This window comes from Kocuria sp. ChxB, from assembly GCF_044359605.1.
GTDB lineage: Bacteria > Actinomycetota > Actinomycetes > Actinomycetales > Micrococcaceae > Kocuria > Kocuria rhizophila.
Genome location: NZ_CP121123.1, coordinates 1921637 through 1947816, shown reverse-complemented (window position 1 = coordinate 1947816; position 26180 = coordinate 1921637). Strand labels below are relative to the sequence as shown.

Annotated in this window: 13 protein-coding genes, 3 rRNA genes and 1 riboswitch; of the genes, 6 read left to right on the top strand and 10 right to left on the bottom strand. The window is 65.8% G+C overall.

The features are described from left to right. The first annotated feature begins 76 nt into the window (after positions 1 to 76). The 6 genes from P8S73_RS08630 to metE all read left to right on the top strand — a co-directional run bounded on the left by P8S73_RS08630 (position 77) and on the right by metE (position 8617). Positions 77 to 1033, top strand: a complete 957-nt coding sequence (locus P8S73_RS08630; RefSeq protein WP_235005149.1) for a carbohydrate ABC transporter permease — start codon at positions 77 to 79, stop codon at positions 1031 to 1033. Continuing rightward, positions 1030 to 1848, top strand: a complete 819-nt coding sequence (locus P8S73_RS08625; RefSeq protein WP_047979313.1) for a carbohydrate ABC transporter permease — start codon at positions 1030 to 1032, stop codon at positions 1846 to 1848. The genes P8S73_RS08630 and P8S73_RS08625 overlap by 4 nt, the downstream gene beginning before the upstream one ends. Before the next feature lie 55 nt (positions 1849 to 1903). After that, on the top strand, positions 1904 to 3205 hold the full coding sequence (locus P8S73_RS08620; RefSeq protein ID WP_047979312.1) for an ABC transporter substrate-binding protein: 1302 nt from the start codon (positions 1904 to 1906) through the stop codon (positions 3203 to 3205). A gap of 155 nt (positions 3206 to 3360) precedes the next feature. Then, positions 3361 to 4515, top strand: a complete 1155-nt coding sequence (locus tag P8S73_RS08615; RefSeq protein ID WP_047979311.1) for an ABC transporter ATP-binding protein — start codon at positions 3361 to 3363, stop codon at positions 4513 to 4515. A gap of 111 nt (positions 4516 to 4626) precedes the next feature. After that, positions 4627 to 4743, top strand: a riboswitch (SAM riboswitch). A gap of 43 nt (positions 4744 to 4786) precedes the next feature. Further along, positions 4787 to 5995, top strand: coding sequence for a methylenetetrahydrofolate reductase (locus P8S73_RS08610; RefSeq protein ID WP_135010917.1), 1209 nt, complete (start codon positions 4787 to 4789; stop codon positions 5993 to 5995). A gap of 198 nt (positions 5996 to 6193) precedes the next feature. Further along, a complete protein-coding gene (gene metE / locus P8S73_RS08605; protein WP_135010916.1) occupies positions 6194 to 8617 on the top strand; it encodes a 5-methyltetrahydropteroyltriglutamate--homocysteine S-methyltransferase in 2424 nt (807 codons plus the stop codon). Positions 8618 to 8775: 158 nt separating this feature from the next. Here metE and P8S73_RS08600 read toward each other — a convergent pair whose 3' ends face one another. From P8S73_RS08600 to P8S73_RS08555, 10 genes are all read right to left on the bottom strand, one after another. Then, positions 8776 to 12180 carry a DEAD/DEAH box helicase family protein gene (locus tag P8S73_RS08600; RefSeq protein WP_135010915.1) on the bottom strand — a complete coding sequence of 1135 codons (3405 nt, stop codon included), beginning with the start codon at positions 12178 to 12180 and terminating at the stop codon, positions 8776 to 8778. Positions 12181 to 12214: 34 nt separating this feature from the next. Further along, a complete protein-coding gene (locus tag P8S73_RS08595) occupies positions 12215 to 13390 on the bottom strand; it encodes a restriction endonuclease subunit S (protein WP_135010914.1) in 1176 nt (391 codons plus the stop codon). Further along, on the bottom strand, positions 13387 to 14850 hold the full coding sequence (locus tag P8S73_RS08590; protein ID WP_135010913.1) for a class I SAM-dependent DNA methyltransferase: 1464 nt from the start codon (positions 14848 to 14850) through the stop codon (positions 13387 to 13389). Before P8S73_RS08590 ends, P8S73_RS08595 begins: the two co-directional genes overlap by 4 nt. 227 nt (positions 14851 to 15077) lie before the next feature. Continuing rightward, positions 15078 to 15194, bottom strand: a 5S ribosomal RNA gene (rrf, locus tag P8S73_RS08585). A gap of 226 nt (positions 15195 to 15420) precedes the next feature. Further along, positions 15421 to 18540, bottom strand: a 23S ribosomal RNA gene (locus tag P8S73_RS08580). 61 nt (positions 18541 to 18601) lie between these two features. Next, complete coding sequence (locus tag P8S73_RS08575; protein WP_396350340.1) at positions 18602 to 18832, bottom strand: hypothetical protein; 231 nt, start codon at positions 18830 to 18832, stop codon at positions 18602 to 18604. An 80-nt stretch (positions 18833 to 18912) separates the two neighbouring features. After that, positions 18913 to 20443, bottom strand: a 16S ribosomal RNA gene (locus tag P8S73_RS08570). Together the 16S, 23S and 5S rRNA genes form the textbook arrangement of a ribosomal RNA operon. Before the next feature lie 516 nt (positions 20444 to 20959). After that, on the bottom strand, positions 20960 to 22684 hold the full coding sequence (locus P8S73_RS08565) for an AMP-binding protein (protein ID WP_019310759.1): 1725 nt from the start codon (positions 22682 to 22684) through the stop codon (positions 20960 to 20962). A gap of 42 nt (positions 22685 to 22726) precedes the next feature. Next, positions 22727 to 23986, bottom strand: coding sequence for an acyl-CoA dehydrogenase family protein (locus P8S73_RS08560; RefSeq protein WP_039100637.1), 1260 nt, complete (start codon positions 23984 to 23986; stop codon positions 22727 to 22729). Positions 23987 to 24014: 28 nt separating this feature from the next. Continuing rightward, positions 24015 to 26114: a 3-hydroxyacyl-CoA dehydrogenase NAD-binding domain-containing protein gene (locus P8S73_RS08555; RefSeq protein WP_070637518.1), complete on the bottom strand. Its 2100-nt coding sequence runs from the start codon at positions 26112 to 26114 to the stop codon at positions 24015 to 24017. Positions 26115 to 26180 lie beyond the last annotated feature (66 nt).

The following is a 26180-nucleotide window of genomic DNA, read 5'->3' as shown; positions in this document are numbered from 1 at the left end:
AGGCGAACTCGGGGTGACAGATGGCCCCCGATGCTGTTTGCCAGACCGTCACAACGACCCTCCACGATGATTACCTGTGAGTACATCCCTGCCCGCTGGTCGTGAAGCCGTGCCCTCAACCAGCCACCCTCCTGCCACCGTTCGGCGCCGGCGCCGCTGGAACGCCAAGCAAGTAGCCCTGGCGTTCGCGCTGACCGTCCCGAACCTCCTGCTGCTGGCCGTGTTCACCTACCGGCCGCTGATCGACAACATCCGGTTGTCCTTCTACAGCTGGAACATCTCCTCGCCCAAGGCCACGTTCATCGGCCTGGACAACTACGTCGAGTGGTTCAAGGACCCCGTCAGCTGGCAGATCCTCTGGAACACCGTGGTGTTCACGGGGTTCGCCGTGGTGGGGTCCATGGTCCTCGGGCTCGCGCTCGCGCTGCTGCTGGACCAGAAGCTCAGGGCACGCGGCTTCGTCCGCTCCTTCGTGTTCGCGCCGTACGTGATCTCCGGTGCGGCCGTGGGCGTGGCGTTCCAGTTCGTCTTCGACCCCAGCTACGGGCTGGTGCAGGACCTGCTGCGCCGGGTGGGCCTGGAGTCCCCCAACTTCTACCAGGAGCCGGGCTGGGCCCTGTTCATGATCACGGTCACCTACGTGTGGAAGAACCTGGGCTACACCTTCGTGATCTACCTGGCCGCCCTGCAGGCGCGGCGCACCGACCTGGACGAGGCCGCCGAGATCGACGGCACACCGGCCTGGCGCCGCTTCTGGCGCATCACCCTGCCCCAGCTGCGACCCACCACGTTCTTCCTGTCCATCACCGTGCTGCTGAACTCGTTCCAGGTGTTCGACATCATCCAGGTCATGACCGGTGGCGGGCCCTTCGGCACGTCCACCACCACGATGGTCTACCAGGTCTACCAGGAGACGTTCGTCAACAACCGGGCGGGCTACGGAGCCGCGGTCGCCACCATCATGTTCCTGATCGTCCTGGTGATCACCGCCGTTCAGGTGCGCTTCCAAGAGCGGAGTGAGCAGTTCTCATGAAGATCTCCCGCATTCTCGGCTACCTGGCCATGGCGTTCGCCTTCGCGGTCGTGGCGGTCCCGGTGTACTTCATCATCATCACGTCGCTCAAGGAGCACTCGGACATCTACTCCGACCCCATCACGTGGTGGCCCAACCCCTTCGCGCCGGAGAACTACCGGTATGTGTTCGAGACGGTCAACTTCGGCCAGTACCTGCGCAACTCGATCATCATCACCACGGTCCTGACCGTGATCGAGGTGGTGCTGGGCGTGCTCACCGCCTATGCCTTCGCGTTCCTCGAGTTCCCTGGGCGGAAGGTGCTGTTCCTGTTCGTCATCGCGTCCCTCATGGTGCCGAGCCAGATCACGATCATCTCCAACTACGCGCTCGTGGCGGAGCTGGGCTGGCGCAACACGTTCCAGGGCATCATCATCCCCCTGGCCGGGGTGGCCTTCGGGACGTTCCTCATGCGCAACCACTTCCTCAGCCTGCCCCGCGAGGTCATGGAGGCCGCGGAGATGGACGGCACGGGGTTCCTGCGCAAGCTGTTCCGCGTGGTGCTGCCCATGTCCTGGCCCACCCTGATCGCCTTCATCCTCATCACCGTGGTGACCGAGTGGAACCAGTACCTGTGGCCGTTCCTGATGTCCGACACGGACGCCGTGGCCCCGCTGCCCATCGGCCTCACCCAGCTGCAGAACAACGAGGGCCTGAGCAACTGGGGCCCGGTCATGGCCGGCACGGTCATCGCGACCATCCCCATGATCATCGTGTTCATCCTGCTGCAGCGCCACATGATCAAGGGTCTGACCGCGGGCGCGGTCAAGGGCTGACCCTCCACACACCACCCTCCAGCACATCCACCACCTCCTGAAGGAAGAAGCACACATGGAACTCTCACGTCGTCACGCCCTCGGCCTGCTGGGCCTCGGAACCGCCACCGTGGCCCTGTCCGGCTGCGCCGGCTCCGGGGGCGGAAGCTCCTCCGGTGGGCAGGAGGCCTCCGGCCCCCTGCAGTTCTGGTCCAACCACCCCGCCAGCTCCAAGAGCCTGGAGCAGAAGCTCATCGACGCGTGGAACTCGGCCAACCCTGACACCCCGGCCGAGCTGATCGACGGCGGTGCCGACTACGAAGAGGTGGCGCAGAAGGTCAACGCCGCTCTCGCGGGCGGGGACCTCCCGGACGTGTTCGTGGCGTCGGACGTGAACTGGTTCAACTTCGCCCTGAACGAGGCCGTGACCCCGCTGGACGACCTGTGGCAGAAGGCCGGGATCGACTCCAGCACCTACGTGGACACGCTGCGCGAGGACTACAACTTCAACGACAAGCACTACTGCGCGCCGTACGCCCGCTCCACCTGCATCATGTACTTCAACAAGGACATGATGCAGAAGGCCGGTCTGCCCCTGGACCGCGGACCCCGCACGTGGGACGAGTTCGCACAGTGGGCACCCCAGTTGGTCAAGGCCAACGGCGGCAAGCCCGCGCTGATCCTCCCGGACGGTGCCAACTACATGGACTGGTACTTCCAGGGCATGATCTGGACGTTCGGGGGTGCCTACTCCCGTGACTGGACCGCCACCTTCACCGAGGAGAACTCCATCAAGGCCGGCGAGTACCTCAAGAAGCACGTGGCGGAGGGGCACATCAAGATCGTGCAGGACGGCGCCAACGACTTCGGGATCGGCAACGGTGCCGCCCTGCTGGAGTCCACGGGCTCCCTGGGTGGCCTCAAGGAGGCTGCCACGTTCGACTTCTACACCACCTACCTGCCCGGCCCGAAGCCCGGCTGCGCCACCGGTGGCGCCGGCCTGGCGATCCCCAACGGCATCAGCGACGAGCGCAAGCTCACCGCCGCCAAGTTCATCGACTTCATGACGAACACCGACAACACGATCACGTTCACCCAGGCCACCGGCTACATGCCGGTGCGCAAGGACGCCATGGACAAACCCGAGGAGAAGAAGTTCCTCGACGAGAACCCCAACGCCATGACCGCGATCAAGCAGCTGAACGAGAACACCCAGCCGCAGGACGCGGCCCGCGTGTTCGTCTCCGGCGGCGGTCAGCGGATCGGCGGCGCGCTGGACCGCATCACCTTTGGCGGCGAGGACGTCAAGACGGTCTTCCAGCAGCTGCAGGACGAGACCCAGAAGATCATCGACTCGGACATCAAGCCCAAGCTGTGATCCTCCGCGGGTGGCGGCTCCTCTCGGGGCCGCCACCCGGGGCCCGCCCCGAACGGCCCCCGCACCACTGAGCACCACGGCGAGCCCGAGCCGCCCGTCACGCCGGGGCATCGATTCCGTCACCACCGTCACCACCCGAGAGCCCGAGGAGCACCATGGCCACCGTCGAGTACAAGCACGCATCCCGCATCTTCGACCCGGGCAAGCCCCCGGCGGTGTCCCAGCTCGATCTCAGCATCCGCGACGGTGAGCTCCTGGTCCTGGTGGGTCCCTCCGGCAGCGGCAAGTCCACGGCCATGCGGATGCTCGCGGGTCTCGAGCCCGTGGACGAGGGCGCCGTGTTCATCGACGGCCGCGACGTCACGGGCACCCGGGCCCGCGACCGGGACGTGGCCATGGTGTTCCAGTCCTACGCCCTGTACCCCAACATGACCGCGCGGCAGAACATGTCCTTCGCGCTGGAGAACGAGAAGCTGGACCGCGCCGAGATCGAGCAGCGGGTGGAGCGCGCCGCCGCCATGCTGGAGCTCGGGCCCCTCATGGACAAGCGTCCCGCGGCCATGTCCGGGGGCCAGCGGCAGCGTGTGGCCATGGGCCGCTCGATCGTGCGCAACCCCAAGGTGTGGTGCATGGACGAGCCGCTGTCCAACCTGGATGCCACGCTGCGCGTGTCCACCCGCGCCCAGATCGCGGACCTCCAGCGGGAGCTGGGGGTCACCACCATCTACGTGACCCACGACCAGGTCGAGGCCATGACCATGGGCGACCGCGTGGCCGTGCTGCGCGACGGACAGCTGCAGCAGGTGGCCGATCCGATCCACCTCTACGAGCACCCCGCGAACGTGTTCGTGGCCCGTTTCATCGGGTCGCCGGCCATGACGATCGTGCACGACGTCCCCGTCCGGGACGGCCACGCGGTCCTCGACGCCGCGAGCGGGCTGCGGGTGCCCGTGCCGGCCGAGTTCTCGGCGCACGTGCGGGACACCGTGACCGTGGGTGTCCGTCCGGAGTCGTGGGAGATCACGGGCGAGGGCGACGCGCCGGGGACCCCCGCGCTGCCCCTTCGGGTCCACCTGGTGGAGAAGCTCGGCTCCGAGGCGTTCATCCACTGCGTGCTGCCGGACACCCCGGAATCCGGGACCGAGGACGCCCGCGCCATGCGGCTGGAGAAGGACCGCGCCACCGTCCGCGCGGACAAGTTTCTGCAGATGGAGGCGGGGTCCACGATCCACGTGCGGCCGAACGCCCGCGAGACGTGCTTCTTCGACCCGGCTTCCGGTGAGAACTTGGAGGTCGTGGTCGGGCGCTGACCACACGTGTGTCCCCGGGGTCCGGCCCCGGGGGCGCACCGGTCCGCACCGGCCCGCACCGGGCGCCTTCCACGGCCCGGGGCCCTCGTGCTACCGTCTCACCCACCAAAGGATCATGAGACCCGGCGAAAAGCTCTGGCTGGCCGGGCGGCAACCCTCCTGCTGTAGTGGGGTGCCCCAGATGACGATCCGGCCGCCGCGCAACCGCGTGGCTGGCAAGTACGGCGCACGGGGTCCACCTCCGGCGTCCTACCGCCGGAGGTTTTCTCATATGCCCGTCACACCGCCGACCGCCCGCGCCGAGGACAGGCCGCAGCTCGTGGCCGCGGCCCGCACCACGGACGAGCCCGCTCCCACGTCAGGCGCCCACCCCGCCGGCTCAGCCGCTCCCGCGAGCCCCACCTCCTCGACGGGCGAGCACGATCCCGCACGTGCCAGCCACCCCAGGGGCGTTCCCACGGCGGCCACCTGCCGCGCGGGCGCACCCGCCGCACCACCGCCCAGCCCGGACTCGTCCGAGCCGTCCTGCGCCGAACCGCCCGCGCGCACGTCCTGGCTGGTGCGCCGCCCCCGGCGCTCCACGCTCGTCTCCTTCGAGGTGTTCCCGCCCCGCCCCACCGCGGACCCGGACACCGTGTGGCGCAGCATCGACGCCATGGCCCAGGCCGGGCCCGACTTCTTCTCCGTCACGCACGGCCACTCGGGTGGTCGTGGTGTGTCCCGCGAGGCGCTGCGCCATCTGCGCCGCACCACCAGGACCCCCGTGATGGCCCACTTCACGTGCGGTGGCACCGACCGCGCGGGGCTGGAGCGTTCGGTGGAGCAGCTGCTGGACGACGGCGTCCGCGACCTCCTCGCGCTGCGCGGGGACCCGCCCCTGGGCGCCGGGCAGTGGCGGACCCCGCCCGGGGGGATCGGCCGGGCCTCGGAGCTGGTGCGGCTCATCCGGGACGTCGAGCGGCGTCGTTTCGGGGACGGGTTCCGCCCCGGGACGCGGCCGCTGTCCGTGTCGGTGGCGTGCTACCCGTCCCCCGCCCGGGGGCGTGACCCCGAGGCGGATCTCGCGTCCCTGTGGGAGAAGCAGGAGGCCGGGGCGGACTACGCGATCACGCAGGTGCTCTACGAGCCCGAGGACTACGCGTCGTTCCTGGAGCGGGCGCGCTCCGAGGGGATCCACATCCCGGTGGTCGCGGGTCTCATGCCCCTGACCAACCCGAAACGGTTGCAGCGGATGACGGAGATCACCGGAGTGCCCGTTCCCGAGCGGCTCACCCGGTTCCTCACCTCGGGCTCCCCCGAGGAGCTGCGGCACCGGGGCACCGCGGCCACGCTGTCGCTGATCGACGACCTCCTGGACCTGGGCTGCGCAGGCTTCCACCTGTACACGTTCAACCGCCCGGACGCGGCGCTCACCATCCTGGAGCACCTGCGCGTCCGGGATGCGGCCCGCGAGTACCGGGGCCGCAGCCCCGCGGCCTGACCGTGCGGCGTCGTGCGCACCGCCCACCGCAGAGCCGCACGCGCGGCTCTGCCCACGCGCGCTGGAGCACGTGCCCCGGTACGCCCGCCGCGCCCGTCACGCCCAGTGACCCCGTACAGCGCCGTCGCCGGCCCACCCGCGACGCGGCTGCCTCACACCCTTTTCACGTCATCACACCAACCCCTACAAGGAGAGATCATGACCGTCACGAATCCCACCCCCCTGCCCAGCGCCACGATCCTGGGCTACCCGCGCATCGGCCCGGACCGGGAACTCAAGCGGGCCCTCGAGGCCTACTGGGCGGAGCCCGCACGGCACCCGGCCCAGACCGTCCTGGACACTCTCGGCGACCTCCGGGAGCGCACGACCCTCAGGCTGCGCGAACTGGGGCTCACGCAGGACACCGCCGTGCCCTCCGAGGGCTTCGCCGTGGACCACGTCCTGGACACCGCGCTCGCCCTGGGTGCCGTGCCGGCCCGGTTCCGGGCGGAGGGCCTCCTCCCCGCCGCGCCGGACACCGAGCGCGGGATCGAGCTGATCACGGCCCTGTCCCGGGGGACGGACGATCTGGAGCCGCTGGAGCTGACCAAGTGGTTCGACACCAACTACCACTACTACGTCCCCGAGCTCGATCCGGGCACCGCCCTGCGGGCGCACCCGGAGAGCCTGGTCTCCCGGTACCGGGACACCCTGCGGCGCACCGGCGTGCGGACCCGCCCCGTGCTGGTGGGTCCCGTGACCTTCCTGCTGCTCTCGCGCCCGGAGACCCCCGCGGCCCACGGCGCGCGGGTGGACCCCCTGGCAGGGCTCGACGACGTCCTGGCCCAGTACGTCTCGATCCTCAGCTCTCTGCACGCGGCCGGTGTGCCGTGGGTGCAGCTGGACGAGCCCGCCCTCGCCGCGGACGGCTGGGGTGCGTCCCGCGAACGGATCCTCTCCGCGGTGACCACCGCGTACACGCGGCTGACCGCCCTGTCGGACCACCCCTCGGTGCTGGTGACCGTGGGCTACGGGGACGCCGGGCAGGACGCCCACCTCGCGCTGGCCCGCACGGGCGTGGACGCCCTCGCCGTGGACCTCGACCGCGGGGCCGTCCCCACCCGGGCCGCGCTCGAGGCGTGGGGCGAGCGGCCGGTGGTGGGCGGCGTCGTGGGCGGACGCACCGTGTGGCGCACGAACCTGGCGGGCGCCACGGACACCCTGGACCGGTTGCGTGCCGGGGCCCGCGGCCCCGTGGCGGTGGGCACGGCGACGCCGCTGCTGCACGTCCCGCACGACATCACCCGGGAGACCGGGCTGGACCCGGACGTGCGCAGCTGGGTGGCGTTCGCGGACCAGAAGGTGAGCGAGGTCGTCGAGCTGGCGCGCGGCGTCGAGCACGGCTGGAAGGAGATCAGCGAGGCCCTGGAGACCGACACCCGCATCCGCGAGGCCCGGGCCACCCACCCCGCGACGCGCCGCCCCGAGATCCGCGAGCGCACCGCGGCCGTCTCCCCGGAGGACCGACGGCGCCCCTCAGCGGCCGAACGCCGGGCGGCGCAGCAGGAGCGGCTGAGGCTGCCGCTGCTGCCCACCACGACCATCGGCTCCTTCCCGCAGACTGCCGAGATCCGGGCGGCCCGCGCCGCCCACCGGGCGGGTCGCCTGGACGGCGCCGCCTACTGGGAGGCCATCCGGTCCGAGATCGCCCGCGCGGTGCGCGCCCAGGAGGAGCTGGGGCTGGACGTGCTGGTGCACGGAGAAGCGGAGCGCAACGACATGGTCCAGTACTTCGCGGAGTCCCTGGAGGGTTTCGCGACCACCCGCCACGGCTGGGTGCAGTCCTACGGCTCGCGGTGCACACGCCCGTCCATCCTGTTCGGGGACGTCTCCCGGCGCGTGCCCATCACCGTGGACTGGACGCGCTACGCGGCGTCGCTCACCGACCGTCCGGTGAAGGGCATGCTCACGGGTCCGGTCACGATTCTCGCGTGGTCCTTCGTGCGCGACGACGTCCCCGCGGCCGAGGTGGCCGATCAGGTGGCACTGGCGCTGCGGGACGAGATCACCGACCTCGAAGCCGCCGGCACCGCCGTGGTGCAGGTGGACGAGCCCGCCCTGCGGGAGCTGCTGCCGCTGCGCGAGACGGACCGTCCGGCCTACCTGGAGTGGTCCGTGGGCGCGTTCCGACTGGCCACCGGCGCCGCCGCCGCGGACACGCAGATTCACACCCACCTCTGCTACTCCGAGTTCGAGACCGTGCTGGATGCGATCGAGGGTCTGGACGCGGACGTCACCACGCTGGAAGCCTCCCGCTCCGGCTCGGGCATCGTGGACGGTCTCGCCGCCGCGGACTTCCCGAGGGACGTGGGACCCGGTGTGTGGGACATCCACTCCCCGCGCGTGCCCTCCTTCGAGGAGGTGGCTCGCAGGGTGCGCCATGCCGCCCGCGCCATTGGCGCGGAGCGCGTGTGGGTCAACCCGGACTGCGGGCTCAAGACCCGTGGCTGGCCCGAGACGGAGGCAGCACTCGACCGCCTCGTGGCCGCCGCGGTGTCCGTGCGCACGGAGCTCGAGCGGGAGGACGACGACGCCGCCCGCGCCGGCGCGCGACCCGTCCTCAGTTCATCGGGCGTCGCCTGAGCCGGGAGACGGGGGCTCCGGGGCCGCAGCCCCGCCCCGCCCGCGCCGCGCAGTATGCACAGCGTGGGCGGGGCGGCATGTTCGGGGCTCCGTGACAATCAGTGGAGTCCGCTTCCCGCCGGCCCGCACACCACGGCGCCCGTCGGTCCGCCAACCCGTCAGCCCGTGGGCGGCAGTGCCTCCGCCGGGACGGCTCGCCTGCGCACCAGGGTGGAGAGGTCGATGATCCGATCCACGTCCTCCTCCTCGAACAGGACCTCCGGCCCGGACCAGGCGATGTCCGTGAAGGGCGGTTCGTAGAGCCGCCCCGGTTCCATGGCTCCGTTGCGGGTGAGCTCGTCGATCACCCGTTCGATGAACCGGATCTGCTCCACGGTGTGGGTGGAGTCGTTGAGGTACTCCGCGAACAGCGTGGACACCTCAACCCGTTCCATGCCCACGAGCTTGCGGATGAGCAGGCCCATGCCCTGGTTCCGCTCGGCGGCGTCCCGCAGGGCGTCCCGGTCCCCCACCCCGTGCTCGATCATCATCTCCTCGAGGCTCGCCAGGTCCGCCGCCGTGAGCGGCTTGTTGCGGCGCAGGCGCTCGATGGCCACGTGGTCCATGTGCTGGGTGAGGAACGCCCGGGCCTTCTGCTCGAAGCGGGCCAGGTCCGTGCCGGGTGCACGGGGTTGCAGCTCCACGTCCCGGATCTCCTCCAGGGTGTCCTGGAAGTCGGTGTACACGGGGTTGCGCCGGGTCTTCTCGATCAGCCCCACCAGCCCGCGAACACGCTGGCGCAGCACGTCCAGCATGGGCAGGGTGACGTCCTGCCACCACTCGTCCCCGGCGGCGGCGTCGAGGATCTCCAGTTGCTTCTGGACGGCCGGGATCTTGTCCTTGCCGCGCAGCTGCTCCGCGATCTCCTGGATCCGGGCACGGTAGCTCTCCCCCGCGGCGTCGTCCCCGTCCAGCAGGGCCACCTGGTAGCGCAGCACCAGCAAGTCGAAGCTCTTGGCGTCCACGTCCGGGTCCTGCTCGCTGGACGGCAACCCCGCGAGGTTGTCCACGACGTCCTGGGCTGAGGACTCGTCCAGCGTCTGCCACGCCTCGGGCTGGCCAAAACGTTCCACGAGTCGCAGGTGCGGGCGCACCAGCACGTTCTCGCGGTTCATGCCCAGCACGTACCGCTGCAACGACGACGCCGTGTCCTCCCGCAGCTGCCGCAGGTCACCGGCCGCGTGGTCGCGCTTGGCCTGCGAGTCGATCCCGCAGATCATCCGTACGCGGTGCTCCACGATGCGCTGGCTCAGGGACTTGGGCACGGAGCCCTTGGGTTCGGGAAGGTCCTGGTTGAAGAAGTCCAGGTTCCCGCAGCAGTCGAAAACCAGGAAGTCCTCCTTGTCCCGCCCCGGGCCGAAGAGGTCCGGGCGCAGCCGGGTGCCGCGGCCGATCATCTGCCAGAACTTGGTCTTGGAGCGCACCGGTTTGAAGAACACCAGGTTCACCACGTCCGGGACGTCCACGCCGGTGTCCAGCATGTCCACGGAGATGGCGATGTGCGGTTCCTTCTCCGGGTCGCTGAAGTTGTCGATCAGGGACTGCGCGTGGCGGCTGCCGTGGGTGATCACGCTGGCGAAGCGACCCCCGTAGCCCGGGTACTGGGCGTCGAACCGCTCCTGGATGAACTCCGCGTGGCGCTGGTTGCGGGCGAAGATGATGGTCTTGCCCAGCCGGTCCCCGTTGGCCACCCGATGTCCGGACTCCATGACGGTGGCGAGCACCTTGTCCACGGTGTCCGTGTTGAAGAGAACCCGGTTGATCTCCTCCGAGGAGACCTCGTCCGGGATCTCGCCCTCGCCCCAGTCGATCTCGTCCCAGCGCTCCCGTTCTTCCTCGGTGCGCTCGTGGTAGCGCATGCCCCGGCGGATGAACCCGGTGCTGATCTCCTTGCCGCGGGGCGGCACGAGCTTGCCGTCCGCCACGGCCTCCTCCAGGGTGTACGCGTCCGTGGGGACCCCGTCCTCCAGGGCGAAGAGCTGGTAGGTGTTGTGGTCGATGTCGTCCTTGGGCGTGGCCGTGAGGCCCAGCAGCAGGGAGTCGAAGTGCTCGAAGATGGCCCGGTACTTCTGGTACACGGAGCGGTGCGCCTCGTCCACGATCACCAGGTCGAAGAACCCGGGGCCGAAGCGCCGCACTCCGCCCTCGTTCTCGTGGATCAGGTTCAGCATGGTGGGGTACGTGGAGAGGTACACGCGCCCGGTGCCGTGGCGTTCGTCCACCAGGTTCACGGACGCGGTGTCCGTGAGGAGCTCCGCGAAGGCGCGCTTGGCCTGGCGCACCAGGGCCGTGCGGTCCGCGAGGAACAGCACGTTCTTCGCCCAGTTCTGCTCCTGCAGCTGCTTCACCAGGGCAATGGCCGTGCGGGTCTTGCCGGAGCCCGTGGCCATGACCAGCAGGGCCGCGCGCTGCTTCCGGTCGAAGGCATCGTCCACCGCGCGGATGGCTCGGGTCTGGTAGGGGCGCTCGAAGCCCGCGATGCTCTCGTCGATCGGCGCCTGGGCCAGGGCCGCGCGGGTGCCCCGCCGCTGGATGGCAAGTTCCAGCTCGTCCCGGGTGTAGAAGCCCTGGACGCGGCGCGGCGGGTAGCCGGCGGCGTCGTCCCAGATCTCGTGCTCGTAGCCGTTGGACAGGAAGATCACCGGACGACGCCCGTGCTCGCGTTCCAGGGCGTCCGCGTAGAGCTTGGCCTGGTGCTGGCCGTCGCGCAGGCTCACGTGGCTGGCCTTGGCCTCCACAATGGCCAGGGGGCGGCCGTCAGTGCCCCACAGCACGTAGTCCACGCGGCCCGTACCGGAAGCGGTGGGCATCCCGGACACGGTGAACTCCCGGTCCCGGGGATCGGAGAGCTCCCACCCGGCCTCGAAGAGCAGGGTGTCGATGTTGGTCGCGCGGGTCTCGTTCTCGTTCAGGTCGCGGTCGTCGCGCGCAACGGGAACTTCTCGGCCGGCGCGAACGGCGGCCTGCAGCTCCTCGATGGTGGCCTGCTGCTGCGCGGCGAGGTCGTCCCGCTCCTTGAGCAGCTTCTGGTACTTGGCGTCCTGGTCCTTGAACTTCTGCGCAAGCTGCACCACCTGCTCGCGGGTCAGGGGCGCGGCCTGTGCGGCCACCTGAGGGTCGAACACCGCGTGCGGGTCCACGGTGTCCGGGTGGCGGGTGTAGCGCAGCGCCGCCCAGATCATCACGTGGTGCAGTTCCTTAAGGACCGGCAACGACTGCTGCCGAGAAATCGGCCCGGTCCGGTGCACGGCGGTGTTGCCATTCTTGCGGATCAGGTTCAGCTTGGCCTGGATCGCCGGGCCCGTGACGGCCACGAAGGCGGAGTCGTTCGTGCGGGCCGCCAGGTCCGAGGCGTAGGCCTCCCGCAGGTTCTCCATGTCGAACAGGAACCCCACGAGCACCTCAATGGCGCGGCGGCTGTAGAAGCACGCGGACCGCGGATCGCTCATCACGTAGGACTCCGCGCGAGCGCAGTCCTCGTAGAGCTCCGGCCACTCGGCCCTCATGAAATCGAAGTTGCCCACGCGCCCTCCCCGGCTCAATGCGTTTGAAACGACCCTACAGTTCGCCCGAGAACGCCCGCGACTGCAAGGACGCGAACAGCTCCTCGTCCTTCTCCAGCGCCCGCTCCACGAGAGCGCGCTGCGCGTTGATCTTCTCGACGCGGGCGGCGAACTCCTGCTGGACGGCGAGAGGCGGGATCGGAAGAGAAACGTCCCCAAGGATTTTTTGGTTAATCTTAAAAGTACCGTTCGTCGTTCTCGCACCCACTTCTATCTGTTGCCGGACTACTCGCTGACCCCACAGTGCCGCCAAGTAAGGTGGACGAATTTTGTCAGCATCTAAACGGCAGGCAATCATGGTGTCCGGGAAGACGACCTGATCGTCGTCCGACTGGGGGAACACCCCCTGGCCCACCAGGTCGATATTTCCATTCCCCCGACATACCAAGAAGTCTTGCTTTCGCACACGAACATTCTCCTCGGGTATTCGGTCGAACATCGCTGCCCGTCGTGATGTAGGGTCGAACCTCCCATGTGTAATTGCACCAAGAGTCAGCACCTGCGCCCCAAATTCACCGCTGTTCGAAGGGGACAAACCATTGCGGAAGTTTTGGACGAGATCGCCGAATCGCATTTTCTGCGGTTCCGAGGAGACTGATAAATCGAGAAAAACTGACTGAGTAAGTTCATCAAGGAGAGCGAGGGAGGCACGGCGCTTCGTGCGGATGGCGTCAGCCTGATCCAGGATCCCCGCAATCCTACGCTGCTCGCCCAGTGGGGGCAATCGCATTTGGAGGTTGTCGAGGTGTTCCTTCTTTAAATTGTTGATATTAACGCCCGCAGCCAAGGCGCTCACATTTCTTCGATAGCTATCGGTTCGAAAAAAGTGAGAGAAATACTTTCCGTCAACCTGACCGCCCGGACGCAATACCTTGAGGAAAGCACCCCATGCAACATCCATTGAATTCGCAACATAGGCCGCTTTACCCACTGAGGACAAGCTGCCACTTGAGGAGGATACAACGACGTCATTGCTCCGCAGCCGCTGGTTGTCTCGTATTTTCGACACGGGGACGTAGACAAACTCGGACAAATCCAAACCGTCGTCTTTAATGTTGTTCGCGCGAACCACTGGAAGATACCCTTCGCATGGGGAGTCTCTACTGTCCCCCTTACTGAATGTGACTCCCCGGATCTGGGTTGCGATGTCACCCACCCGAGCTATGTTCATGCGAGGTCTCCTTTAAGCTGATTCAGCGCCTTCCCAATCTCAACGTTCAACCGGTCAATCTCGTCGAGGATCTCCTGCGGACTGCGATGTTCCTCTTCCTTGTAGGCCACCTCTTTGTAGCGGTTCAGCGACAGGTCGTACCCCTGCTCCGCGATCTCGTCCTTGGGGACCACGAAGGACTGTTCGGTGCGCGCGCGGCCCAGCTCGGCGTAGTCGCCCGTCGAGAAGAGGCGGTAGTGCTCGCGGACGCCCGGGAGGTCGTTGGCCTCTACGGGGGTTCGCTTGTCGTCCAGGGAGTAGCCGTCCGCGCGCACGTCGTAGAACCACACGTTGTCCGTGCCGCCGCTGTCCGTCTTGGTGAACAGCAGAATGGCCGTGGATACCCCCGCGTACGGCTTGAAAACGCCCGAGGGGAGCTTGATGACCGCGTCCAGCTTCTGCTCCTCCACGAGCATGCGGCGCAGGTCCTTGTGCGCCTTGGAGGAACCGAACAGCACCCCGTCCGGCACGATCACGGCAGCGCGCCCGCCGGTCTCCAGCATCTCCAGGAACAGGGCCAGGAAGAGCAACTCGGTCTTCCTGGTCTTGACCGTCTTCAGCAGGCTTTGTGAAGTGCCCTCGTAATCAAGGGAGCCTTTAAACGGCGGGTTAGCAAGGATCAGGCTGTACTTGTCCTCGAAGCGGGACACCTCCGCCAGGGAGTCCCGGTACCGGATGTCCGCAGCCGAGATGCCGTGCATCAGCATGTTCATGCTCGCAATGCGGAGCATCGTGGAGTCGAAGTCGTAGCCGTGGAACATGCCCGAGGCGTAGTGGGCGCGCTTGCGGGGATCGGTGAACAGGGACTCGTCGTGCTCCCGCAGGTACTCGGACGCGGACACCAGGAACCCCGCCGTGCCGCACGCGGGGTCGCAGATGGTGTCCTCGGCGTTGGGCTCGGTGAGGTCCACCATGAGGTCGATGATGTGCCGGGGCGTGCGGAACTGCCCGTTCACACCGGCGGATGCCAGTTTGGACAGCAGGTACTCGTAGAGATCCCCGTTGGTGTCCGGGCGGAGGTCCAGGCCGTCCAGCAGGTCGATCACCTTGTGCAGTAGCGCCGGCGTGGGGATCGTGAACCGGGCGTCCCGCATGTGCTCCGTGTAGGCGCTCTCCCCGCCCAGGCGCCGCAGGAACGGGAACACCCCGCGGTCCATCAGCTCGTAGGCCGTGGCCGGGTCCTGGTTCTTGAGGTAGCTCCACCGCAGCTTCTGCTCGTCTCCCGACCCGAAGATGGGGTCCTCCGGGCTGCGGCCCGTGCGGCTCGCCTTCCGATCGATGAGCTCCTGCTCCTGGTCCAGGCGCTTGATGTAGAGCAGGTAGGTGATCTGCTCGATCACCTCCAGCGGGTTGGAGATGCCGCCCGTCCAGAACGTGTTCCACACCCGGTCGATCTTGGACTTGAACTCACCCGTAATCACTCCGCCAGGCTACCCGGAGGAATGCGCAAGCACATGAAAAGACGCGCGCCCGGAGGCATTGCGCGCGAACTGGCACGCCCAGAAAGACGATGGACCCCACGCGCCCCGCTGCCGGCCCGGCCTGCCGGGGGAACAGACCGAAAATGGTGTGTTAAATGTGGGGAGGCCCCACCTGGTCCACTCGTTGTGAGTGGTCCTGGTGGGGCCTCGACCCTTTTCTACGTTGATTCCGGCGGTGACTTACTCTTCCACACCCTACCGAGTGCAGTACCATCAGCGCTGTGGGTCTTAGCTACCGGGTTCGGGATGGGACCGGGCGTTTCCCCCACGCTATAACCACCGGAAACCTGTACCCCCGCCCTATGGTGGGGGAAACCTGGTTTCCCGTTGTCTACGGGAACAATATTCTGTTGCCAACCACACTACCCGAACCACCTCACCGGAACACGCCCCCCGGCCCTCGCCGGCCCGGGCTCTCGGGCCCGGGTTGCGTGTCCCCCCGTGGGGTGAGGGTTGTTGGTGGTCAACCACATAGTGAACGCGAACACCACACTTGATGACTGTTTGTGTGTGTATAAGTCTTCGGTGTATTAGTACCAGTCAGCTCCACGCCTTGCAACGCTTCCACACCTGGCCTATCAACCCAGTCGTCTACTGGGCACCTCACACCCCTCGAAGGGGTTAGGAAATCTCATCTCGGAGCAAGCTTCCCGCTTAGATGCTTTCAGCGGTTATCAATCCCGAACGTAGCTAATCAGCGATGCTCCTGGCGGAACAACTGACATACCAGAGGTTCGTCCGTCCCGGTCCTCTCGTACTAAGGACAGGCCTCCACAAATTTCCAACGCACGCAGCGGATAGGGACCGAACTGTCTCACGACGTTCTGAACCCAGCTCGCGTACCGCTTTAATGGGCGAACAGCCCAACCCTTGGGACCAACTCCAGCCCCAGGATGCGACGAGCCGACATCGAGGTGCCAAACCATGCCGTCGATATGGACTCTTGGGCAAGATCAGCCTGTTATCCCCGAGGTACCTTTTATCCGTTGAGCGACGGCCATTCCACAATGTACCGCCGGATCACTAGTCCCGACTTTCGTCCCTGCTCGAGCTGTCACTCTCACAGTCAAGCTCCCTTGTGCACTTACACTCAACACCTGATTGCCGACCAGGCTGAGGGAACCTTTGGGCGCCTCCGTTACTCTTTAGGAGGCAACCGCCCCAGTTAAACTACCCATCAGGCACTGTCCCTGACCCGGATCACGGGCCGAAGTTAGATGTCCAGAGTGACCAGAGTGGTATTTCAACAACGACTCCACCACCACTAGCGTGATAGCTTCACAGTCTCCCACCTATCCTACACAAGCCACACCGAACACCAATACCAAACTATAGTAAAGGTCTCGGGGTCTTTCCGTCCTGCTGCGCGAAACGAGCATCTTTACTCGTACTGCAATTTCGCCGAGTTCATGGTTGAGACAGTAGGGAAGTCGTTACTCCATTCGTGCAGGTCGGAACTTACCCGACAAGGAATTTCGCTACCTTAGGATGGTTATAGTTACCACCGCCGTTTACTGGGGCTTAAATTCTCCGCTTCGACCCAAGGGTCTAACAGGTCCTCTTAACCTTCCAGCACCGGGCAGGAGTCAGTCCGTATACATCGTCTTACGACTTCGCACGGACCTGTGTTTTTGATAAACAGTCGCTTCCCCCTAGCCTCTGCGACCCCACCCAGCTCACACAGCACGTGTGCTCACCAGACAGGGCCCCCCTTCTCCCGAAGTTACGGGGGCATTTTGCCGAGTTCCTTAACCATGATTCTCTCGAACGCCTTAGTATTCTCTACCTGATCACCTGTGTCGGTTTGGGGTACGGGCGACTAGAACCTCACGTCGATGCTTTTCTTGGCAGCATAGGATCACCGAATTCCCTCACCTAAGAGAGTCCCATCACATCTCAGGCACACAACCCGCGGATTTACCAACGGGTCACCCTACATGCTTAGACCAGGACAACCATCGCCTGGCTCGGCTACCTTCCTGCGTCACACCTGTTAACACGTTTACCTCCCCGGATCAGGTCCCACGCTCCCCACACACCCCGCGTACCACAAGGGCACACGGTCATGGTGGTTCGGGTGGTTAGTATCCCCGGTTCAGTAGGGTCGGTTCTTCGTCGGTACGGGAATATCAACCCGTTGTCCATCGACTACGCCTGTCGGCCTCGCCTTAGGTCCCGACTCACCCAGGGCAGATTAGCTTGACCCTGGAACCCTTGATCATCCGGCGGACGGGTTTCTCACCCGTCTATCGCTACTCATGCCTGCATTCTCACTCGTTGAGGTTCCACCACTGGGTCACCCCGCAGCTTCACTACCCCAACGACGCTCCCCTACCCACAACACCACCTCAACCACAAACGGCTCAGCTATACGGTGTCATGCCACAACTTCGGCGGTGTACTTGAGCCCCGCTACATTATCGGCGCGGAATCACTTGACCAGTGAGCTATTACGCACTCTTTCAAGGGTGGCTGCTTCTAAGCCAACCTCCTGGTTGTCTAAGCAACTCCACATCCTTTCCCACTTAGCACACGCTTAGGGGCCTTAGTTGATGGTCTGGGCTGTTTCCCTTTCGACTATGAAGCTTATCCCCCACAGTCTCACTGCCACGCTCAACTTGACTGGCATTCGGAGTTTGGTTGACGTCAGTAACCTTGTAGGGCCCATCAGCCATCCAGTAGCTCTACCTCCAGCAAGCAACACGCAACGCTGCACCTAAATGCATTTCGGGGAGAACCAGCTATCACGGAGTTTGATTGGCCTTTCACCCCTACCCACAGCTCATCCCCTCCATTTTCAACTGAAGTGGGTTCGGTCCTCCACGCGCTCTTACACGCGCTTCAACCTGGCCATGGGTAGATCACCCCGCTTCGGGTCTAGATCACGCCACTCACAACGCCCTATTCAGACTCGCTTTCGCTACGACTACCCCACACGGGTTAATCTCGCGACGTAACACTAACTCGCAGGCTCATTCTTCAAAAGGCACGCTGTCACCCCTAAAGGCTCCAACGGCTTGTAAGCACACGGTTTCAGGTACTATTTCACTCCCCTCCCGGGGTACTTTTCACCATTCCCTCACGGTACTGATCCGCTATCGGTCATCAGGAAGTATTCAGGCTTACCAGGTGGTCCTGGCAGATTCACACGAGATTTCACGGGCCCCGTGCTACTCGGGAGAACGTCACACCACGACAATGACAGTTTCGTCTACGGGACTCACACCCCCTACGGTCTGGCACTCACCACCAGTTCGACTACCACCACGCCACAGCGCCCAGGGTGGCGACCCCAGGAACAACGCATCCCACAACCCCGATCATGCAACCCTCGCCAGGTATCACACACAACCGGTTTAGCCACCATCCGCTTTCGCTCGCCACTACTCACGGAATCACTGTTGTTTTCTCTTCCTATGGGTACTGAGATGTTTCACTTCCCACGTTCCTCCTCGCACCCTATGAATTCAGATACGAGTGACTACGCATAACACGCAGCCGGGTTACCCCATTCGGAGACCCTCGGATCACAGCTCGTTTATCAGCTCCCCGAGGCTTATCGCAGATTTCCACGTCCTTCATCAGCTCCTGATGCCAAGGCATCCACCGTGTGCTCGTAACAACTTATACGCCACACAACACAAATAAATCATCAAAGAACACACCACACACCCCAACAGGGTGCGCGGCGTCAAAGATGCTCGCGTCCACTATGTAGTTGACAAACAACAACCCACCAGCACCACCCCACCAGAACAACCGTCCCAGCTTCGTGGTGCTGCGGGAAACCAACCAACACCAGCGTGTTGATCGACAACCCAACAATGTGCCACCACACCACCACCCCAACACCACCACCAGAACTCGTGCCCGGTCGTGTTCCCGTGTCAGGGAGCAGCATGTCCGCTTGCTGATATTCCACCCATGAGCATCAACCACACCCCCACCACAACGGTGAGGATCGTGGGCGCCGGCCACACGGCCAGCCACAGTGCTCCTTAGAAAGGAGGTGATCCAGCCGCACCTTCCGGTACGGCTACCTTGTTACGACTTAGTCCCAATCGCCAGTCCCACCTTCGACGGCTCCCCCCACAAGGGTTAGGCCACCGGCTTCGGGTGTTACCAACTTTCGTGACTTGACGGGCGGTGTGTACAAGGCCCGGGAACGTATTCACCGCAGCGTTGCTGATCTGCGATTACTAGCGACTCCGACTTCACGTGGTCGAGTTGCAGACCACGATCCGAACTGAGACCAGCTTTTTGGGATTAGCTCCACCTCGCGGCATCGCAACCCATTGTACTGGCCATTGTAGCATGCGTGAAGCCCAAGACATAAGGGGCATGATGATTTGACGTCATCCCCACCTTCCTCCGAGTTGACCCCGGCAGTCTCCTATGAGTCCCCACCATCACGTGCTGGCAACATAGAACGAGGGTTGCGCTCGTTGCGGGACTTAACCCAACATCTCACGACACGAGCTGACGACAACCATGCACCACCTGTACACCAGCCCCACAAGGGGGAAAGACCATCTCTGGCCCGGTCCGGTGTATGTCAAGCCTTGGTAAGGTTCTTCGCGTTGCATCGAATTAATCCGCATGCTCCGCCGCTTGTGCGGGCCCCCGTCAATTCCTTTGAGTTTTAGCCTTGCGGCCGTACTCCCCAGGCGGGGCACTTAATGCGTTAGCTACGGCGCGGAAAACGTGGAATGTTCCCCACACCTAGTGCCCAACGTTTACGGCATGGACTACCAGGGTATCTAATCCTGTTCGCTCCCCATGCTTTCGCTCCTCAGCGTCAGTAACAGCCCAGAGACCTGCCTTCGCCATCGGTGTTCCTCCTGATATCTGCGCATTTCACCGCTACACCAGGAATTCCAGTCTCCCCTACTGCACTCAAGTCTGCCCGTACCCACTGCACACCCGGGGTTAAGCCCCGGGCTTTCACAGCAGACGCGACAAACCGCCTACGAGCTCTTTACGCCCAATAATTCCGGACAACGCTTGCGCCCTACGTATTACCGCGGCTGCTGGCACGTAGTTAGCCGGCGCTTCTTCTGCACGTACCGTCACTTTCGCTTCTTCCGTGCTGAAAGAGGTTTACAACCCGAAGGCCGTCATCCCTCACGCGGCGTCGCTGCATCAGGCTTTCGCCCATTGTGCAATATTCCCCACTGCTGCCTCCCGTAGGAGTCTGGGCCGTGTCTCAGTCCCAGTGTGGCCGGTCACCCTCTCAGGCCGGCTACCCGTCGTCGCCTTGGTGAGCCATTACCCCACCAACAAGCTGATAGGCCGTGAGCCCATCCAAAACCAGTAAAACCCTTTCCACACACCACCATGCGGTGACATGTCGTATCCAGTATTAGACCCAGTTTCCCAGGCTTATCCCAGAGTCAAGGGCAGGTTACTCACGTATTACTCACCCGTTCGCCACTCATCCACCCAGTGCAAGCACCAAGCTTCAGCGTTCGACTTGCATGTGTTAAGCACGCCGCCAGCGTTCGTCCTGAGCCAGGATCAAACTCTCCGTCAAAAAATTCAACAGAAACCACCCACCACGCGAAACGCGGTACGGTGGGATCCCAGCTGACACCCAACACCCCAGGAAACGGGAAAACACCTGAAAAGATGCTGGGCCTCAACCAAAAATATAAAACTTCTGGTATCAACAAACTAGACACACTATTGAGTTGACAAACAACACACCACATCTAAACCCTGATCCAGGGCTTCGGATTGGAAGTTTGCGTTGCCGTGATTCGGAAGCTCTCGTGCTGTCCTGTTGGCAACTCGACTAGCTTATCCGTTCCTCATCCGGTCCGCAACTCGACGTTCTCACGCGGTTGGTTCCTGTGGAGGAAGGGGGCTGGTCGACCGTCCAGGCCAGCTCTCGGCTGTCCGTCCTTGCGGCGACTCGGAATACATTACACACGGCCGCTGACCTGTGCAAAACGGCGTTTGCCCTGCCCAGTGGGGCTCCCTCGCTGGGGCGCAACCTCCCCCGCCGGCGCGTGGTCCCGTGCCAGCGGCACTGGGGCCGCCAAGTTCGTCAGTTGCGCAGCAAGTTCTTGCGTACCTTGCCCGTGGCCGTGCGGGGCAGCTCGTCGCTGAAGGTCACGGTGTCCGGCACTTTGAATCCGCTGAGCTGCGAGCGCACGTGCTCACGCAGCTCGTCCTCCGTGACCTGGGAGCCGCCTGCCCGCACCACGTGGGCCACAGGTCGTTCCCCCCACTTCTCGTGGGCCACCCCCACCACGGCCACGTCCAGAACGTCCGGGTGGGAGTAGAGCGCCTGCTCCACCTCGATCGAGGAGATGTTCTCGCCTCCGGAGATGATCACGTCCTTCGCGCGATCCGTGAGCTGGATGTACCCGTTCGGGTGCATCACCCCGAGGTCCCCGGTGTGGAACCAGCCGCCCCGGAACGCCTCGCGTGTGGTCTCTGGATCCCTGTAGTAGCCGATCATCACGTTGTTGCCCCGGAGCACGACCTCCCCGAGCGTCTCCCCGTCTGCGGGGACGTCCTGCATGTCGGGATCCACGATCCGAGCAGATTCCGCCTGGATCATGGCAACTCCCTGCCGGGACATCTGCCGCGCCCGGTCTGACGCGGACAGGGACCGCCACTGCTCCTGGGGCTCGCAGATGGTGATGGGGCCGAACACCTCGGTGAGCCCGTACACGTGGACCACCTCGAAACCGGCGGTCTCCAGGCGCTCGATGATGCTCGGCGCGGGCGGGGCTCCCGCCGTGGTGATGCGGATGGGATGTTCCAGGGGGTGCGCCTGTTCCGCATCCACGATCACCGAGCACACCGCCGGGGCGCCGCACAGGTGGGTGATGCCCTCCTGGTCGAATGCCTGCCAGATGGCGTCCGGGCGCACCGCTCGCAGACACACGTGCGTACCGCCGGCGGCCGTCACGGCCCACGTGGTGCACCACCCGTTGCAGTGGAACATGGGCAGGGTCCACAGGTACCGGGTCTCGCCCGTGAAGCCGTTGTGGAACACCTCACCCAGACTGTTCAGGTACGCCCCCCGGTGGGAGTACAGCACTCCCTTGGGCCTGCCCGTGGTGCCCGAGGTGTAGTTCAGGGTGATGGGCGTGTTCTCGTCCGCCACGGCCCAGCGCACTGCCCCGCCGGCGGTGCCCTCGGTCTGGGGCGGAGCCGATGGCGTGCCGTCCAGGAACTCCTCGAGCGTGGGCACGCCCGCTCCCACCCCGTCCCGCACGGCCGGCAGGCCCGCCTGGTCGTCGGGAATCTGCACCAGTGCGACCCCGGGACGGTTCGCGAGCGCCTCGGCCACGGTCTCCAGCGCTGAGACGTCCGCGAGGACCACGCGGGCCCCGCAGTGCTCGAGGATGTAGTTCAGTTCCCGAGCGCTCAACCGCGGGTTGAGCGGCACCAGCACGGCCCCGGCCGCGGGCACCGCGTAGTGCGCCATGAGCGCGGCAGGCACATTGGGGGCCACCATGGCCACGGTGGGCCAGTCCCGCTCCAGAAGATCCACCCCCTGGAACTCCTCGCTGGTCGACGACGCCGCTCGGGACGTTCCCTCCGCCGGGTCCTCCTCCCGGCGGTACCCCTCGGGTCCGGGGGATTGCGCCCCGGCCACCAGAGGCAGCAGCGCCGTGGCGAAGCGGTGCACGTCCCGTTGGAACTCCCGGTAGGTCCACTCCCGGGACCCGTGCACGACCGCACGGCGATCAGGGAAGACCTCCGCGCTGCGCTCCAGGAAGCGCAGGGGAGTCATGGGCTCGGTGTTGGCGAACATGGTGCTCCTGAGGAGTCGGCGGTCGGGGCACACCCCGCCGGGTCACTTGTAGGCGGAGATCCCCGTGACGGACTTGCCGATGATGAGCGCCTGGACCGTCTCGGTGCCCTCGTACGTGTGGATGGCCTCGATGTCCGCGAAGTGCCGTGCCACACGGTTCTCCATGAGGATGCCGTTGCCGCCCAGCAGGTCCCGGGCGTTCATGGCCACCTGGCGCGCGGTGCGCGTGGCGGTGTACTTGGCCAGCGAGGCCTGCGGACCGCTGAGCGTCCCGGCCTCCTCCTTGCGGGCCATGGCCATCACGAGGGTCTGGATCTGGGTGAGCTCGCTGAGCATGCGGGTGAGCCGTTCCTGCACGATCTGCGATGCGGCCAGCGGGCGCCCGAACTGGTGGCGCTGCTTGGCGTAGTGCACCGCGGTCTCGTAGCACGCCTGGGCGTGGCCCACCGCGGCCCAGGCCACCCCGATGCGGGTGGCGAACAGCACAGCGGAGGTGTCCCGGAAGCTCTTGGCGTGCGGCAGGACGTTCTCCGTGGGCACGAAGACGTTCTCGAGCGTGATCTCAGCCTGGTGGATGGCCCGCAGGGCCAGCTTGGCCTTCATGGTGGTGCCCGTGTAGCCCTCCGACTCCTGGGGGACCACGAACCCGTGGACGGCGCCGTCCTCGTCGCTGCGTGCCCACACCACGGTGATCCCGCCCATGGATCCGTTGCCGATCCACTTCTTGGCGCCGTTGAGGATGTATCCGCCCTCCACCGGGGTGGCCTTGCTCTCGAGCCCGATGGAGTCGGAGCCGTGGGCCGGCTCGGTCAGCGCGAACGCACCGAGGAGCTTGCCAGTGGCCATGTCCGGCAGCCAGCGCTGCTTCTGCTCGTCGCTGCCGCACAGGGCGATCGAGCGCATGGCCAGCCCGCCCTGGACACCGGACACCGTGGAGATGGAGCCGTCACCGCGCGAGAGCTCCATGGCCACCAGGCCGGCGGCCATCTTGGACATGGGGGGCATGCCGGGCACGTCCACGCCGTCGCGGAGCAGGTCGAGCTCGCCCATGCGGCGCACGAGGTCGAGGTTGTACTCGCCGCGGTCCCAGTACTCGGCGATGACGGGCAGGACGTCCTCCTGCACAAAGGTCCTGGCCCGCAGCTGGTGCGCGCGGTCCTCCTCCGTGATGCCCTCGAAGATCCCGGCCTCGTCCGTGGCCAGGGGCTCGTTCAGGTCGTAGTGCGGCTCCAGGGTGCCCGTGGGGAAGTCCTCCGGGTGGCTGATGGTGATGCCAGTGGTCTCCGTGCTGTCCTTGCTCATGGTGACTCCTCAGTCCTTCTGGAAAGTGCTACTGCTGGGCGGCGTCGAACCGGGCGCCCCGGACACGCTCGGCGGCGCCGCAGCGGTCCAGGTACGGGGTGATGCCACCCAGGTGGAACGGGTAGTTGGCCCCCAGGATCATGCAGAGGTCGATGTCCCGGGCGGTGGCGACAACGCCCTCGTCCAACATGTGGCCGATCTCGTCCGCGAGGGCATCCTGCACGCGCGTGAGCAGCTCGCCGTCCGCGCCGTCACCGGACTGTGCGGCGACGCCGCTGTCCCGGCGGGTGCGCTCGAGGGCCTCGTTCGCACCCTCGGAGAGGTAGGTCTCGGACGTCTCGCCGCGCGTCGGCAGGGTGTTCTTGAGGCCGGCGTCCGCCACGGCGTCGAGCCACGGGGAGAGGGTGAACCGGTCCGGGTAGGCGTCGTTCATGGTGTGGGTGATGTGCACCAGCACCGCGGGACCCACGAAGTCCAGCAGCTGCAGCGGGGTCATGGGCAGACCCATGGGATCCAGGGCGTGGTCCACGGCCTGCGGGTCTCCCCCGGCATCCATGGCGCGGCCGATCTCGTCGAACATGCGGGTGAGCACGCGGTTGACCACGAAGCTCGGGGCGTCCTCCACCCGAACCGCGATCCGTCGCAGCTTGGCGGCGAGGTCGAACGCGGTGGCCAGGGTGGAGTCGTCGGTCTTCTCGCCCGCAACGATCTCGAGCAGCGGGGTGACCTCCACCGGATTGAACACGTGGAAGCCCACGAGCCGCTCGGGGTGCTGGAGGTCCCGGCCCATGGCCGTGATGGACAGCGAGGAGGTGTTCGTGGCGAGGATCGCGTCCTCCTTGATGACGGGCTCCCACTGCGCGAAGACCTGGCGCTTGACGTCCAGCTCCTCGAAGACCGCCTCGATGACGAAGTCCGCGTCCGCGAGGTCCTCCGGGCTCCGGGCGCCCGTGATGAGCGCGCCGAGCTGCTCGGCCTGCTCCTCCGTCATGCGACCCTTCTTGGCCTGGGCCGTGAACCGGTCCCGGGTGCGCTGCACACCGGCGGCCAGCCGCTCGTCGTCCAGGTCCGTCATGACCACCGGAATGCGGGCACCCTGCGCGATGAGGGACGCCAGCTGACCCGCCATGAGACCCGCGCCGATCACGGCTGCCTTCTTGATCTCCCGCACGGGAGCGTCCGGGACGTTGGCGGCCTGCTTGCTGCGGGCGCTCACGAGCTCGAACGCGTAGAGAGAGGCACGCGCGGGCTCCGACTGCACGATGGTCTTGAACGCCTCGACCGCGGCCTCCGCGTTCTCCAGGCGGGAGTCGGTGCGGGCGCGGCCCACGAGCTCGATGGCGGCCACGGGGCCGGGAGCGGCGCCGTGCCAGGCCTGCTCCGCCTTGGCGGCCGCCTTCTGCACCGCGGCGTCCCAGGTCTGGGCGTCCTCCGTGGTGCGGCGGGGCTCGTGCTTGCCCTCGAGGACCTCGACCACCCAGTTCTGCCAGGACGTGTCCCACTGCTCCGAGCCGGGAGCGCCCTCGAGCACGGCGTCCACGAGCCCGATCTCCGCGGCCTTGGCCGGGTTGAGGTTCTTGCCGCGCATGGAGTCGGTCACGATGATGTTCAGCGCGGCCTCCGCTCCCACGAGGTGGGGCAGGAGGTGGACACCGCCCCAGCCCGGGAAGAAGCCCAGGTGGCACTCCGGCAGACCCATGGGGGCCTTGCCGGAGATGGAGAGACGGTAGTCGGTGTGCAGCGCGAGCTCCAAGCCGCCACCCAGGGCCACTCCCGTGATGAGGGAGAACGTGGGCACGTCCATCTCCGCGAGCACCCCGAAGGCGTCGTGGCCGGAGCCGACGTACTCGTCCGAGGTGCCGCTCAGCTGCGCCGCACGGATCTCCTTGAGGTTGGCACCGGCCCCGAAGGACTTCTGGTTGCCCGTGACGACCACGGCCTCCACCTGCGTGGTGTCGATCGCGGAGAGCTCCCGCTGCAGATCGCGCATGGCCTGGGAGCCCCAGATCACGAGACCGTTGGGGTCCGTGGAGTCCAGGCTGACCAGGGCGATGGGCTTCTCACGTCCCGGCAGCACCGGGGTGGTCACGGCGATGGTCACGGTGGACGGGAAGGACTGTTCGCTCACGCGGGGCTCCTGTGTCAGGTCGAGGGGTGGTGTGCACCACAGTGTTTGAGTGTCAGTGTGCCCTGA

Excerpts from the sequence above, each read along its gene's own strand:
- P8S73_RS08595 (WP_135010914.1), bottom strand. The coding sequence starts at position 13,390 with ATGAACATAGCTCGGGTGGGTGACATCGCAACCCAGATCCGGGGAGTC.
- metE (WP_135010916.1), top strand. The coding sequence starts at position 6,194 with ATGACCGTCACGAATCCCACCCCCCTGCCCAGCGCCACGATCCTGGGC.
- P8S73_RS08610 (WP_135010917.1), top strand. The coding sequence starts at position 4,787 with ATGCCCGTCACACCGCCGACCGCCCGCGCCGAGGACAGGCCGCAGCTC.
- P8S73_RS08560 (WP_039100637.1), bottom strand. The coding sequence starts at position 23,986 with ATGAGCAAGGACAGCACGGAGACCACTGGCATCACCATCAGCCACCCG.
- P8S73_RS08565 (WP_019310759.1), bottom strand. The coding sequence starts at position 22,684 with ATGTTCGCCAACACCGAGCCCATGACTCCCCTGCGCTTCCTGGAGCGC.
- P8S73_RS08615 (WP_047979311.1), top strand. The coding sequence starts at position 3,361 with ATGGCCACCGTCGAGTACAAGCACGCATCCCGCATCTTCGACCCGGGC.
- P8S73_RS08620 (WP_047979312.1), top strand. The coding sequence starts at position 1,904 with ATGGAACTCTCACGTCGTCACGCCCTCGGCCTGCTGGGCCTCGGAACC.
- P8S73_RS08625 (WP_047979313.1), top strand. The coding sequence starts at position 1,030 with ATGAAGATCTCCCGCATTCTCGGCTACCTGGCCATGGCGTTCGCCTTC.